This is a genomic window from Nonomuraea sp. NPDC050536, assembly GCF_044457685.1.
Taxonomy (GTDB): Bacteria; Actinomycetota; Actinomycetes; order Streptosporangiales; family Streptosporangiaceae; genus Nonomuraea.
On record NZ_JBITHD010000015.1, the window covers coordinates 244594 to 257487 of the forward strand.

Genomic DNA, 12894 nt, shown 5'->3' on the forward strand with positions numbered 1-12894 from the left:
CTTCTTACTTGAGCCCGCTCTGGGCGACGCTGGCGATCACGTGCTTCTGGGCGAAGACGTAGAGGAGGAGGATGGGGACCACGCTGACCACCGAACCGGCCATGACCACGTCCCACTGCGTGGTGAACTGGCCGTGCAGCGTGGCCAGCCCGAGCGGGAGCGTCATGAACTCCGGCGACTTGATGATGATCAGCGGCCACAGGTAGCTGTTCCAGCTGGCCATGAAGCCGAAGATGGCGAACGTCGCCAGCGCCGGCCTGATCAGCGGCAGCACGATCTGCAGAAATATCCGGAAGTGGCCGGCACCCTCGAGCACGGCGGCCTCGTCGAACTCCTTCGGCACCTGCTTGATGGCCTGCCGCAGCAGGAACACCCCGAACGCGGAGGCGATCGTCGGCGCCAGCAGCGCGAAGTAGGTGTCGACCAGGTTGAACGTGCGCATCTCGATGAACAGCGGCACGACCAGCACCGGCAGCGGCATCATCAGCGTCGCCAGGTACACGGCGAACAGCGCGCCCCGCCCGGGGAAGGGCAGCCGCGCGAACGCGTAGGCGGCCATCGCCGAGGTGATCAGCTGCAACGTGGTGGAGGCCGCCCCGATCCAGGCGCTGTTGACCACGATCCGCCAGAACGGCAACGTCTCGAGCAGCTTGCCGTACGCGTCGAAACTGGCGTTGTCAGGGGTGAAGTCCGGCGGTACGGCCAGCACCGCGTCGTCCGGCGTGAGCGAGGTGATGACCGCCCAGGCGAACGGGAACAGCATCACCAGCGCGCCGAGCCCGACGACCAGGTAGCGCAGCGTCCTACCCATAGGTCACCCACCTGCGCTGGCCCCTGATCTGCACGATCGTCACCAGGAGCACGACGGCGAACAGCAGCCACGACAGCGCCGAGGCCGTCCCGGCCCTGCCGTACCTGAAGGTCAGGTCGTAGATCTGGGAGACGACGACCTGGGTAGCGGCGCCCGGCCCGCCGTTCGTCATGATCTTGACCTGGTCGAAGACCTGGAAGCCGTTGATCAGCGAGATCACGATCACGAAGAACGTGGACGGCGACAGCAGCGGCAGCGTGATGTGGCGGAAGCGGCGGTACGCGCTCGCGCCGTCGACCATCGCGGCCTCCTGGTACTCGCGCGGGATCGCCTGCAGCCCGGCCAGCAGGATGATCATCACGAAGCCCAGGTCCTTCCAGGCCGAGGCCAGGATGATCGAGGGCATCGCCCAGTTCGGGTCGGTCCACCAGCCGGGGCCGGTGACGCCGAACACGCCGAGCACCCAGTTGACGATGCCGCTGGCCGGGTTGAGCAGCCACTTCCACATCAGCGCGACGACCACCCAGCTGGTGATCACCGGCAGGAAGTAGATGCCGCGCAGGAAGCTCCGGCCACGCATCGCCGTGTTCAGCAGCATCGCCAGTCCGAGCCCGCCCACGTAGACCAGCGGCAGGTATCCGGCGATGAAGTACAGCGTGTGCAGGAAGGCGGCGCGGGTCTCCGGATCGCCGAGCAGCTCGATGTAGTTGCCCAGCCCCACCCAGCGCATGTCGGTGATCAGGTCCCATTCGTGGAGGCTCGTCCAGAACGAGCCCACCATCGGGATCAGCGTGTACAGCACCAGCGGGATCAGGCTCGGCAGCAGGAACACCGCGACCGTGCCCGCGTACCGCAGCCTGCGCCGCGGCGGCCCGGCCACATGCCTGGGCGTCGTCTTCGGGGGAGTGGCGGTCGTGAGGGTCATGGCGTGGCCCCGATCAGCCGGGCCCTGACCAGGCGGCCCTGCTCTCCGGCGGCGCCCGCCGCGTCGAACGGGGTCGCCAGCACCAGCGCCGCCGCGCCCTGCGCCCAGCTGGTGTCGTCCCAGCCCTCGACCTCGACGGAGATGTCGCGGCGCCCCGGGTAGAGATGCGCCCGCACGGCACGGTCGAACCCCGGCTGCCAGAACGGCCACTCGGCCGTCCCCTCGCCCAGCACCACCACGACCTCGGGATCGATGACGTTGATCAATCCTGCCGTGGCCCGGCCGAGGATCCTGCCCGCCTGGGCGAAGACCTCGCGCGCCACCACGTCGCCCCGCTCGGCTGCCTCACCGAGCTCTGCGACCGAGCCGAAGCCGGTATCCGCCGCCCCTGCGGCCGAGCGGGCGCTCGCGAGCAGCCCGGCCGCGCCCACCAGGGCCTCCAGGCATCCGCGCGCCCCGCATCCGCACAGGGGGCCGTCGGGGTCGACGGGCAGGTGGCCGAACTCTCCCGCGCCTCCGCGAGCCCCCCGATACACCCGGCCGTCGGCCACGATGGCCGCGCCGACGCCGCGCCCCACGGTCACCACGAGGAAGTCGGGATGGGTGCGGCCCCTGCCGTACAGCCGTTCGGCCGCCGCCAGCGCGTTGACGTCGTTCTCGACCAGCACCGGCAGGTGCAGCCTGCGCCGCAGCCGCTCGCCCACCGGCATCGCCTGCCAGCCGAGCGTGGGCGCGTTGACCGTGCCCACGCCCTGGTCGTCCACGCTGCCCGGGACCCCGATGCCGATCCCGAGCAGCCGCGGGCCCTCCTCGAGCCCGCCGAGCACGGATTCCACCGCGCCGCCGAGGTCGCCGAGCGCGTCGGGGGAGGCCGGATCGAAGGGGCGCTCCCACGAGCCGAGCACCTCGCCGTCCAGCCGTACGTCCACCAGGACCAGGTGGTCGGCCGTCACCTTGACACCGAGCGCCCGGCCCGCGTCGCCGACGAGCCCGAGCAGCTGCGCCGGGCGCCCGCCCCTGGACGGCTTGAGGTCGAGCTCCTCGAGCATGCCCGAGCCGATGAGCTCGCGGGTGAGCTGGGTGACGGTCGCGGGGCTGACGTCCAGCTCCCGCGCGATCTCGGTACGGCTGAGCGGTCCGACCGTGCCCAGGAGGGCGAGAATCGCCGTCCTGGTGAGGTCCCCGCGATCAGTGCCAACCATGCGAAGGGACTTTCTTTAGGAATAAAGTTAGTGATGAAAATATGGATCCAGTCCCTCCCCCTGTCAACCCCCGGATGTCTGTCGCTGGGTGAGCTTCTTCATCTCTTACGGCAGGCCGCCGCCACCGGCCGCCCGCCGCACTCCGGCCCGGGGCCTGCGACCGGCGCTTCCGGCGAGTCGGTGACGGTTGCTCACCGCAACGGCGCGGCGTAACCCCGATGGCCCGGACCACCAAGGCGCCGCGGCACGTGGTTCGAGGCATGGCCGTAGGGCTGCTCGCGCATCGCGGTCGCCGCGGAGCCCAGCTGGTGGGGGCGCGGCGCGGCCGGATCTGCGGCAGGGCGTGGCGGGGGCCGATCAGGGCGACCGGGTACCACATGGGCGACTGGCGGGGCGATCAGGGCGACTGAGTACCGCGTGACCGACGCGCGATCAGAGCGCGCTGTCGTGTTTCGATCGGGGCTGGCTAGAGCTGCAGCGCCTTGATCTCGAAGAACTCCTCGAGGCCGTGCTCGCCCAGCTCGCGGCCCACGCCCGACTGCTTGTAGCCGCCGAAGGGCGCGAGCGGGTTGAACTGGCCGCCGTTGACCGCCACCTGACCGGTGCGCAGCTTTCTGGCCACGGCCGTCGCGCGCTCCTGGGTGCCCGCCCAGACCGCACCGGCCAGGCCGTACCTGGTGCCGTTGGCGATCTGCACGGCCTGGTCCTCGGCGGTGTAGGGGACGATCGACAGGACGGGACCGAAGATCTCCTCCTGCTCGATCGTCATCCCCGGCTCGACCGCGGCGAAGACCGTGGGCTCGACGTAGAAGCCGCGGTCGAAGATGCGCTCGGTGCCGCCGGCGACCAGGCGGGCGCCCTCCTCCTGGCCGCGGTTGATGTAGTGCACGACGCGGTCACGCTGGGCGGCGGAGACCAGCGGGCCGATGCGGGTGGCCTCGTCGAAGGGGTCGCCGACGGTGTACTTCCTGGCGGCCTCGACCGACAGCCTGACGGCCTCGTCGTACTGGTCGCGGTGGACGATCATCCGGGTCCAGGCCGAGCAGGTCTGCCCGGCGTTGATGAAGCAGTTGGCCACGCCCACCTTGACCGCGGTGCCCAGGTCGGCGTCGGGAAGGATGATGTTGGCCGACTTGCCGCCCAGCTCCAGCGCGACCTTCTTGACCGATTCCGCGGCCAGCGAGGCCACCCGGCGTCCGGCCACGGTGGAGCCGGTGAAGGAGATCATGTCGACCTCCGGGTGTGCCGCCATGGCCTCGCCCACGACCGGCCCGACGCCGCTGACCAGGTTGAACACCCCGGCGGGCAGCCCGACCTCGTGGAAGATCTCGGTCAGCGCGTAGGCGGCGAGCGGCGCCACCTCACTGGGCTTGAGCACGACCGTGCACCCGGCGGCCAGCGCGGGCGCGACCTTGCAGATGATCTGGTGCAGCGGGTAGTTCCACGGCGTGATGGCTGCCACGACGCCGACGGGCTCCTTGACGACCAGCGAGTTGCCGACGCGCGACTCGCGCTGGTGGCTCTCGGCCAACTGCGCGTAGGAGGCGAGCACGCCCTGCGGCATCAGCGTCTGCACCTTCAGTGCGAAGCCCAGCGGCGAGCCCATGTCGGTGGCGATGGTCCTGGCGATGTCGCCCGCGCGTTCCTTCAGCAGTTCGGCGGCCGCTCCCAGGAGCTTGGCGCGCTCGGCCGGAGCCGTTTCCGACCAGGAGGGGAAGGCCTTTCTCGCCGCTGCCACGGCCGCTTCGACGTCGTCCGGGGCGCCTGCGGGAACCCGGTCGATGATCTCCTCGGTGGCCGGGTTGACGACCTCGATGGCCTTGCCCGAAACAGAAGCGATCCAGGCACCGCCGATGTACAGCTGACGCATAGCCCCCATCCTCGCGCGCCTGCCGTCACAATGCGAGGGCACGACGCATCACGCGGTGCGCCTTTTCCACCGCATGCACATCGCCGGCCGGCCGCACATGGTCGCGAGCGGTGGCCAGCACTCGGTCTCCTTCTTCCAGAAGGGTACGGCGAAGCGCCGCGGATAGCGGGAGATGTCCCAGATCTCGGAAAACTCGCAGGATCCGGACGAGAACCACCGGGTTGTCCTTCGCCGAGACCCTGATCATGCCGAAGGCGTGTTCGGCCAGCGCCGCGGTGTCGGTGCGCCAGGTGATCAGCCGCAGCGCGCCCTGCTTGTCGGTGTGCCCCTCGGGCGCCTCCGGGATCGGGATCAGCCGCCTGAACGCCTCCCCGAGCCACTCCACACAGGCCAGCCCGGTGTTGGTGTCGTTGAGCGCGGGCGACAGCGCGCGCAGGGCGATCTCCACGATCCGGTAGACAGGTCCCCGCACGGTCGAGCCGGTGCGCGGCAGCGGGCACAGCGTGATCCACCGGTCAAGCAGCCGCAGGTCGCGCCTGCTCAGCTCGCCCCCGGAGGCCATCGTCAGGATGGGCGTCCCCTGGATGACGAAGTCGCCGGGCGCGCGGGCCAGCACCACGACCGTCCCGCGCCGCCTGGCCCAGCGCACCAGCGCCTTGGTGTGGATCCAGTCGAGATAGCCGGAGCGGGCGGCGGGCACCCGCGTGCCCGGCACGGCGGGGGCCGCCATCCGCCCGCCCTCGAGGTCGCGCGGCAGCAGCTGGTCGACCTCGCGCACCAGCCGCGGCAGCACCACGGGGATGCGCACCTCGCTGACCACGGCCTGGACGAACAGCACCAGCATGATCAGGCAGGCTCCGGTGAGCAGCTGGGTGCTGACGTGGCCGAGGTAGGGCAGCTGGACGTCGCGGCTCATCGAGCTGGTGGTGCGGTTGCCGAAGATCCACGTGCCGATGAACAGCCCGATGGTGACCTGCACGACGCGGTTGCGCAGGAAGTCGCCGATCAGCCGCGGCCCCATCTGGGAGGTGGCGAGCTGCACGGCCACCAGGGTGACCGAGATGAGCAGAGTGATCGTGCTGATCAGCGCCCCGGTGAGCGTGGACAGGCTGCTCTTGATCCCGTCCTTGGTCTCGGCCACCACCTGGGGGTCGGTCGGCAGCGCCCAGTCGGGCATGGTGTCGCGCAGCAGGCCCTGGACGGTGGCGCTGCCCTCCATCCAGGCCTCCACGTGCTCCAGCGTGACCGCTGCCAGATAGGCACAGACCATCATCAGCAGCGGCACGAACCAGATCGTGTCCCGCAGGCGCTCGCCCCGCGGCTTCAGCGACAGGTAGGCGCCGATCCCCCCGAATCGCCCCACGCAGGGTGCTTACCCAAAGGCGGGCGTCTTCGTGCGCGACCGCTTGAGCTCGAAGAAGTCCTCGAACGAGGTCACCGCGACCACGCCGTCCCACAGCCGCCCCGCCTCCTGGCCCCGGTAGATCTTGGTGATCACCGGACCGAAGAAGGCGTTGCCGCCGATGCGGATGACCGGCGTGCCGACCTCCTGGCCGACCAGGCCGATGCCCTCGTTGTGCGACTCGCGGACCGCCTCGTCGAACTCCTCGGAGTCCATCGCGTCAGCCAGCTCGGGCTCCAGCCCGGCCGCCTCCAGCGCGGCCTCGACGGTCTCACGCAACCTGCCCAGGCGCTTGATCTGCCGTTCGTTGTGCAGGCGCGTGCCCAGCTCGGTGTAGAGCGCGCCGACCACGTGGTCGCCGTGCTTGGCGCGGGCCGCCGCCACGACCCTGACGGGCTCGATCGCCCTGGCGATCTGCTCGCGGTAGGCCTCCGGCACGTCCTTGTCCTCGTTGAGGACGTTGAGGCTCATGATGTGCCAATGGATGTCGATGGGCCTGACCTTCTCGACTTCGATAAGCCATCGAGACGTAACCCATGCGAATGGACAGAAAGGATCGAACCACAGGTCTACCGGAGTCTTCTCAGTCACGCAGGGCCATAACCTGAGAGTGGATCCGGCCTATTCCCACCATGGCATGATTCAGGCAAACCCCGACGAAGTGGTGTAGAGGAGCGGAAATTTGGCAGGCAACCTGACCCGGGATGAGGCGCGCGAGCGAGCCCGGTTGCTGAAGGTCGACTCGTACGCGGTGGAGCTCGACCTGACTCAAGGAGAGGACCGCTTCGAAAGCATCACCACGGCCCGCTTCTCCGCCGAGCGCCCCGGTGCCTCGACGTTCATCGACCTGCACGGCGCGGTCGTCAGGAAGGTCACGCTCAACGGCGCGGACCTCGACGTGTCCGCCTACGACGCGGACAAGGGCCGCTTCCCGCTCGACGGGCTCGCCGAGAGCAACGAGCTGCGCGTCGAGGCCGACTGCCAGTTCATGCGCACCGGCGAAGGTCTGCACCGCTTCGTGGACCCGGTCGACCAGAAGGTCTACCTGCACAGCCAGTTCGAGACGGCCGACGCGCACCGCATGTACGCCTGCTTCGACCAGCCCGACCTCAAGGCCGCCTTCCAGCTGACGGTCAAGGCGCCGGCCGACTGGGAGGTGGTCTCCAACGCGGCGGCCGACAGCTCCGACGACGGCCTGTGGGTCTTCCCGCCGACGCCGGTGATCTCCACCTACATCACGGCGCTGGTGGCCGGGCCGTACCACAAGGTGACCTCGGAGCACGACGGGATCCCGCTGGGCATCTACTGCCGCGAAAGCCTGGCCCAGTACCTCGACGCCGACAACATCCTCGAGGTCACCCGGCAGGGCTTCGACTTCTTCCACCGGGTGTTCGGCGTCCGCTACCCCTTCGGCAAGTACGACCAGCTGTTCGTGCCGGAGTTCAACGCCGGCGCGATGGAGAACGCCGGCTGCGTGACGTTCCTGGAGGACTACGTCTTCCGCTCGCGGGTGACCGACGCCGTGGTCGAGCGCCGCGCCGAGACGATCCTGCACGAGATGGCGCACATGTGGTTCGGTGACCTGGTCACCATGCGCTGGTGGGACGACCTGTGGCTGAACGAGTCGTTCGCCACCTACATGTCCGTGCTGTGCCAGGCCGAGGCCACCCGCTGGGGCGGCGGCGCCTGGACCACGTTCGCCAACGTGGAGAAGGCCTGGGCCTACCGCCAGGACCAGCTGCCCTCGACGCACCCGATCGCCGCGGACATCCCGGACATGCAGGCGGTCGAGGTCAACTTCGACGGCATCACCTACGCCAAGGGCGCCTCGGTGCTCAAGCAGCTGGTCGCCTACGTGGGCCTGGACAACTTCCTGGCAGGCGTCCGCGACTACTTCGGCGAGCACGCCTGGGGCAACACCACGCTCGCCGACCTGCTGGGCGCGCTGGAGCGCACCAGCGGCCGCGACCTGTCGTCCTGGTCCAAGGAGTGGCTGGAGACCTCCTGGGTCAACACGCTGCGCCCCAGCTTCACCGTCAAGGACGGTCACTTCGAGACCTTCGAGGTGCTGCAGGAGGCCCCCGCCGACCATCCGACGCTGCGCTCGCACCGCGTCGCGATCGGCCTGTACTCCATGAACGACGGCAAGCTGGAGCGCACCAAGCGCGTCGAGCTGGACGTCGTCGGCGCCCGCACGGCCGTGGCCGAGCTGGTCGGCGTCGAGCAGCCCGACCTGGTGCTGATCAACGACGACGACCTGACCTACGCCAAGGTCCGCCTGGACGAGCGTTCGCTGAGCACGCTGGTCGAGGGCGGCATCACCGCCTTCACCGAGTCGCTGCCCCGCGCGCTGTCCTGGTCGGCCGCCTGGGACATGACCCGCGACGGCGAGATGTCCACCCGCGACTACGTCAAGCTCGTCATCTCGGGCGTGGCCACGCTCAGGGACATCACGGTCCTGCAGACCGTGCTGCGCCAGGCCCGCCTGGCCGTGCAGCAGTACGCCGACCCGGCCTGGCGGGCCGAGGGCCTGCGCCTGCTCGCCGACGCGCTCAGGTCGCTGCTCGCCACCGCGGAGCCGGGCTCGGACCAGCAGCTGGCCTACGTGCAGGCCTTCGCTCCCGTGGCCGTCTCCGACGAGGACCTGGCGGTGCTGCAGGGGATCCTGGACGGCACCGCCGTACCCGAGGGCCTGTCCGTCGACACTGACCTGCGCTGGACGCTGGTCGGCGCGCTGGTGTCCGGCGGGAAGCTGGGCGCTGCCGACATCGACGCCGAGCTGGAGCGCGACCCCACGGCCACCGGCGAGCGGTCGGCGGCCCTGTGCCGCGCGGCCATCCCGACGCCGGAGGGCAAGGCGGCCGCCTGGGAGTCGGTCGTCGGCGGCACGCTGGCCAACCACATCACCCGCGTGACGATCGCCGGGCTCCAGGACCCGAACCACCCCGAGCTGCTCGTGCCCTACCGCGAGAAGTACTTCGCGGAGGTCGGGCGGATCTACAAGGAGTGGACGTTCGACTCGGCGCAGACCTTCGCGGTCGGCGCGTTCCCGGCGCTGCTCATCGAGCAGGAGACCGTGGACGCGGCCGAGCGCTTCCTGGCCGAGGGCGACCACCCGCAGGCGCTGCGCAGGCTGATCCTGGAGGGCGCCGACGGCGTCAGCCGCGCCCTGCGCAACCGCGCCAAGGACGCGGCGTCCTGAGCTAGACCAGCATGCCGCCGCCGGCCGGCACGTTCTGGCCGGTCATCCAGCGGCCGTCGGGCCCGGCGACGAAGGCGACCACGGCCGCCACGTCGTCGGGCCCGCCCAGGCGGCCGAGCGCTCCAGCGCCTCCGGGGGGTTGCTGGAGCGCAGCAGGTCGGTGTCGGTGGCGCCGGGGGAGACCCAAAAGTCCCCATGGGGACCGACCTATGCGCGCAGCGCGATCTTGCGGGCCTCGCTCTTGGGCAGCCGGTCGACGTACAGCCGGCCGTCCAGGTGCTCGGTCTCGTGCTGGAAGCAGCGCGCCAGCTGGCCCCTGGCCTTGATCCGCACCGGACGCCGCAGCCGGTCCACGCCCTCGACCGTGACGCCGGCCGCCCTGGCCACCGGAGCGTAGATCGGCAGGCCGGTGCCCTTGTCGGGGACCGACAGGCAGCCCTCCTCGTCCAGCACCTCCTCGGCGTCGTCGACCGTGAGCACGGGGTTGATCACGTGGCCCTTGCGCCCGCTGATGTCGTAGACGAACAGCCGCCGCGACACCCCGATCTGCGGGCCCGCGAGCCCGACCCCGTTGACCGCGTACATCGCCTGGAACATCTCGTCGATCAGGCGCCGCAGCTCCCGGTCGAAGGTCTCCACGGGGTCGGCCGGGGTGCGCAGGACCGGGTCGCCCAGGGTCCGGATGTCGCGCATGAACGCTCCTGGTAAGAGGTGAATACCACTAACGCCAATTACCCTAGCGTGGTGGTCAATCAGGGGCCGCCGCGACTGTGGAAGACTGGGCGCGTGCGTGTCTACATCGGCTCCGATCATGCCGGCTTCGAGCTCAAGAACCACCTCGTCTCCTGGCTGAAGGATCACGGCCACGACGTGACCGACTGCGGTCCCCAGGTCTACGACCCCGAGGACGACTACCCGGGCTACTGCCTGCGCACCGCCGAGGGCGTCGCGGGTGACCCGGCCAGCCTGGGCATCGTCATCGGCGGCTCGGGCAACGGCGAGCAGATCGCGGCCAACAAGGTGCGCGGCATCCGCGCGGCGCTGGCCTGGAGCGAGGAGACCGCCCAGCTGTCGCGCGAGCACAACAACGCCAACGTCGTCGGCATCGGGGCGCGCATGCACACCCAGGAGGAGGCGACGCGCTTCGTCGAGGTCTTCCTGGCCACGCCCTTCTCCGGCGCGGAGCGTCACAGCCGCCGCATCGCCCAGCTGGCCACCTACGAGACCATCGGCCAGCTGCCCTCCCTCCCCGACGCCTAGCGGTCCGGCACGCCGCCTGCCGGGCGCGTCTCAGGGGGCGTCCGGATGGCGGCGGCGCCAGACGCGGTGGGTGAGGTCGATGACCAGGGGAATGGCGATCCACCCGTACGGCGCGGCATACCCCAGAGCGGGCACGGCCCCGGCGAACTGCACCGCGAGCGCCGTGAGCAGGAAGAACGCGGCGAGCACCACCGACACGACCACCCCGAGCCGCACCGCCGCCGGGTTCGACACGACGCCCTCCCGCACCGCCGTGTGCTTGAGCATCGCCTCGCACCCGAGCAGCGCCGCGTACGTGACCGCGAAGATCCCCACGGCCAGCGAGTTGCCGAACCCGTGCCCGATCATCGCCGTGGGGAACGGCAGGAAGGCCGCCAGGACGAGGACGGCGGCGTTCCACCCCGACATCCGATGGGTCAGCCGCCGTGCCCGGTCCATCAGCACGTGGTGCCGCCGCTGCACCCCCCACAGCAGGAAGAAGCCGAGCACGAAGGCGATCAGCGAGCTGATGTGGTGCCAGAGGAACTCGGCCAGGGCGGCAGAGCTCACCAGGTCCTTCTCCTCAGGCCGCTCGATCTCGATCGCCAGCAACGTCATCGCGATGGCGAACACCGCGTCGGAGAAGAAGATCATCCGTTCGGGGGAGTACCCCGACTCGACCGGCTCCTCGGTCTCCTGCTCGCTCGTCACGAAATTGCCCTATCTATCCCGCCTGCCGGAGTGCGCGGGACAGCCTAGTGCAGTCCGAGGGGACGGCTGAAGCCGAGCGCGGGGCCCGGTCTCAGGACCGTCGGTTGGGCTCGCGACGCGGCGTCTCGTCGCGCAGCGGCCGCCGGTCGGCAGCCTCCTGCTGCTCCTTCGACGGCCGCGAGACGTCACGTGCCCTCATCGCGATGACCGCGGTGATCTGCAAGCTCTGCAGCGCCATGCCTTCGACAGTACGTCAGAACACCAGCCCCGCCCACGGCATCGGCGTCCAGGACATGGCCGCGGCGAGCGACTGGAGCGTTCCCGGCGTGTGCTCACGCAGCAGCCCCGCGGCCAGTTGCCCGCCCAGCGAGCCGCCGCCCAGGTAGGCCCCGCCGAGCGCGGTGACGGGAAGCGTCAGGTCCGGCTCCTCGTCGACCGGCTTGCACTCCGCGCCCGAGGTGTCGGCGGTCAGCCGCCACCGGCGCGCGTTCCACGGGCATGCCTGGTCCTCGACCTCGAGCACCACGTCCACGGGCGCCGAGTAGGCCCGGGCCGTCAGGGCGCGGTCCACCTCGACCAGGCGGATGTAGAGCTCGTCGCCCCAGCGGGCGTTGAGCTGGCGGGAGTCGGCCACCCACTGGGTGATCGGGTCGTCGACCGGCACACCGGCCACGGTGGTGGTCACCAGGTCCCTGTCCAGGACGCTGCGCCACAGGGCCGCGCGGGCGGCGGGGTCGGTGGCGTGCAGATCGTGCAGCCTGAGCTCGCCGTTCGGGGCGCCGTTGTCGCCCCAGGTGGACTTGATGCGGAAGAGCGCGTACCCGCGGATGCCGCCGGAGTCCTCGGCCACGATGCCGCGCAGCGGCCCGTTGCCCTGCTGGTCGAACTCCTCGTCGGCCAGCACGCCGTCCCAGAAGTCGGCGTTCCTGGCGTAGAGGCCGGGGCGCTCGCCCAACACGGTCTCGAACAGGCGCTCCAGATCCGCGCGTACCTCGGCGGGTTTGATCACGCGCAGCCGGACCGACGGGTCCGAGGGGGCGTGCCGTACGAAGGCCGAGGCGTGCTTGGGGATGCTGACCCGCAGCTCGTTGGCGGCCTCGCCGTACCCGAAGCGGCCGTAGATGGCGGCCTCGGAGGCGTACAGGGCCGCGACGGCCTCGCCGCGCTCGCGGATGTCGGCCAGCTGGCGGAGCATGAGGGAGGTGAGCAGCCCGCGGCGGCGGTGCGAGGCCAGGACCGCGACGGACGTGACGCCCGCGACAGGGAGCGCGCCGCCGGGGACCGTCATCGTGAAGCTGTGGATGGCCGTGGTGGCCACGATCAGGTCGCCGTCGAAGGCGGCGAGGGTGCGGTCGAACTCGGTGGCCTTGCGCCACCGCTCGGCCTGCTGGGGATGGGGCTGCCAGCCGAAGCCCTCGGACAGCACGTTGGAGTACGCGTGCCACTCGGCTTCGCCGATCGGACGAATCGGATACGTCATCCGTCCAACGTATGAAAGGGCAAAGCAGGCTGGCTACCCAATATCCATGCTT

The 12894-nt window shown here is 70.3% G+C and carries 13 protein-coding genes; 3 read left to right on the plus strand and 10 right to left on the minus strand.

Annotation, left to right across the window (positions count from 1 at the left end; genetic code table 11):
* Window positions 1–4 precede the first annotated feature (4 nt).
* Genes ACIBHX_RS35700 through ACIBHX_RS35710 form a run of 3 tightly spaced genes read right to left on the minus strand, consistent with a single transcriptional unit; the run spans window position 5 to window position 2938 of the window.
* Window positions 5–811 (minus strand): carbohydrate ABC transporter permease, encoded by an 807-nt coding sequence (locus ACIBHX_RS35700; RefSeq protein ID WP_397071832.1) that lies wholly within the window; start codon window positions 809–811, stop codon window positions 5–7.
* Window positions 804–1736: a carbohydrate ABC transporter permease gene (locus ACIBHX_RS35705; protein ID WP_397071833.1), complete on the minus strand. Its 933-nt coding sequence runs from the start codon at window positions 1734–1736 to the stop codon at window positions 804–806. The genes ACIBHX_RS35700 and ACIBHX_RS35705 overlap by 8 nt, the downstream gene beginning before the upstream one ends.
* Window positions 1733–2938: an ROK family protein gene (locus ACIBHX_RS35710; RefSeq protein ID WP_397071834.1), complete on the minus strand. Its 1206-nt coding sequence runs from the start codon at window positions 2936–2938 to the stop codon at window positions 1733–1735. Before ACIBHX_RS35710 ends, ACIBHX_RS35705 begins: the two co-directional genes overlap by 4 nt.
* 260 nt (window positions 2939–3198) lie before the next feature.
* Between ACIBHX_RS35710 and ACIBHX_RS35715 the strand changes: the two genes are divergently transcribed.
* Window positions 3199–3348 carry a hypothetical protein gene (locus tag ACIBHX_RS35715; RefSeq protein ID WP_397071835.1) on the plus strand — a complete coding sequence of 50 codons (150 nt, stop codon included), beginning with the start codon at window positions 3199–3201 and terminating at the stop codon, window positions 3346–3348.
* Window positions 3349–3404: 56 nt separating this feature from the next.
* Here the strand turns inward: ACIBHX_RS35715 and ACIBHX_RS35720 are convergent, their stop codons facing one another.
* Genes ACIBHX_RS35720 through ACIBHX_RS35730 form a run of 3 tightly spaced genes read right to left on the minus strand, consistent with a single transcriptional unit; the run spans window position 3405 to window position 6801 of the window.
* Window positions 3405–4808: an aldehyde dehydrogenase family protein gene (locus tag ACIBHX_RS35720; RefSeq protein WP_397071836.1), complete on the minus strand. Its 1404-nt coding sequence runs from the start codon at window positions 4806–4808 to the stop codon at window positions 3405–3407.
* 25 nt (window positions 4809–4833) lie between these two features.
* Window positions 4834–6171: a DUF2254 domain-containing protein gene (locus ACIBHX_RS35725; RefSeq protein ID WP_397071837.1), complete on the minus strand. Its 1338-nt coding sequence runs from the start codon at window positions 6169–6171 to the stop codon at window positions 4834–4836.
* A 9-nt stretch (window positions 6172–6180) separates the two neighbouring features.
* Window positions 6181–6801 (minus strand): DsbA family protein, encoded by a 621-nt coding sequence (locus ACIBHX_RS35730; RefSeq protein ID WP_397071838.1) that lies wholly within the window; start codon window positions 6799–6801, stop codon window positions 6181–6183.
* A gap of 91 nt (window positions 6802–6892) precedes the next feature.
* On the opposite strand from ACIBHX_RS35730, the gene pepN reads away from it, so the two are divergent.
* Window positions 6893–9412: an aminopeptidase N gene (pepN, locus tag ACIBHX_RS35735; protein ID WP_397071839.1), complete on the plus strand. Its 2520-nt coding sequence runs from the start codon at window positions 6893–6895 to the stop codon at window positions 9410–9412.
* Between the two features lie 207 nt (window positions 9413–9619).
* Here pepN and def read toward each other — a convergent pair whose 3' ends face one another.
* The gene (gene def, locus ACIBHX_RS35740) at window positions 9620–10105 is read right to left on the minus strand and encodes a peptide deformylase (RefSeq protein ID WP_397071840.1); all 486 of its coding nucleotides are present in this window, start codon (window positions 10103–10105) and stop codon (window positions 9620–9622) included.
* 93 nt (window positions 10106–10198) lie between these two features.
* Here def and ACIBHX_RS35745 point away from each other — a divergent pair, with 93 nt between their 5' ends.
* On the plus strand, window positions 10199–10672 hold the full coding sequence (locus ACIBHX_RS35745; RefSeq protein ID WP_397071841.1) for a ribose-5-phosphate isomerase: 474 nt from the start codon (window positions 10199–10201) through the stop codon (window positions 10670–10672).
* 30 nt (window positions 10673–10702) lie between these two features.
* On the opposite strand, the gene ACIBHX_RS35750 is transcribed toward ACIBHX_RS35745, so the two are convergent.
* From ACIBHX_RS35750 to ACIBHX_RS35760, 3 genes are all read right to left on the minus strand, one after another.
* A complete protein-coding gene (locus ACIBHX_RS35750) occupies window positions 10703–11362 on the minus strand; it encodes a TMEM175 family protein (RefSeq protein WP_397071842.1) in 660 nt (219 codons plus the stop codon).
* Between the two features lie 91 nt (window positions 11363–11453).
* Window positions 11454–11600, minus strand: coding sequence for a hypothetical protein (locus ACIBHX_RS35755; RefSeq protein ID WP_397071843.1), 147 nt, complete (start codon window positions 11598–11600; stop codon window positions 11454–11456).
* A 15-nt stretch (window positions 11601–11615) separates the two neighbouring features.
* Complete coding sequence (locus tag ACIBHX_RS35760; RefSeq protein WP_397071844.1) at window positions 11616–12842, minus strand: GNAT family N-acetyltransferase; 1227 nt, start codon at window positions 12840–12842, stop codon at window positions 11616–11618.
* Window positions 12843–12894 lie beyond the last annotated feature (52 nt).

What these genes read in the sequence shown, in the direction of transcription:
- ACIBHX_RS35700 (WP_397071832.1), bottom strand. Translation starts at nt 811, where the DNA reads ATGGGTAGGACGCTGCGCTACCTGGTCGTCGGGCTCGGCGCGCTGGTG.
- ACIBHX_RS35705 (WP_397071833.1), bottom strand. Translation starts at nt 1,736, where the DNA reads ATGACCCTCACGACCGCCACTCCCCCGAAGACGACGCCCAGGCATGTG.
- ACIBHX_RS35710 (WP_397071834.1), bottom strand. Translation starts at nt 2,938, where the DNA reads ATGGTTGGCACTGATCGCGGGGACCTCACCAGGACGGCGATTCTCGCC.
- ACIBHX_RS35715 (WP_397071835.1), top strand. Translation starts at nt 3,199, where the DNA reads ATGGCCGTAGGGCTGCTCGCGCATCGCGGTCGCCGCGGAGCCCAGCTG.
- ACIBHX_RS35720 (WP_397071836.1), bottom strand. Translation starts at nt 4,808, where the DNA reads ATGCGTCAGCTGTACATCGGCGGTGCCTGGATCGCTTCTGTTTCGGGC.
- def (WP_397071840.1), bottom strand. Translation starts at nt 10,105, where the DNA reads ATGCGCGACATCCGGACCCTGGGCGACCCGGTCCTGCGCACCCCGGCC.
- ACIBHX_RS35755 (WP_397071843.1), bottom strand. Translation starts at nt 11,600, where the DNA reads ATGGCGCTGCAGAGCTTGCAGATCACCGCGGTCATCGCGATGAGGGCA.
- ACIBHX_RS35760 (WP_397071844.1), bottom strand. Translation starts at nt 12,842, where the DNA reads ATGACGTATCCGATTCGTCCGATCGGCGAAGCCGAGTGGCACGCGTAC.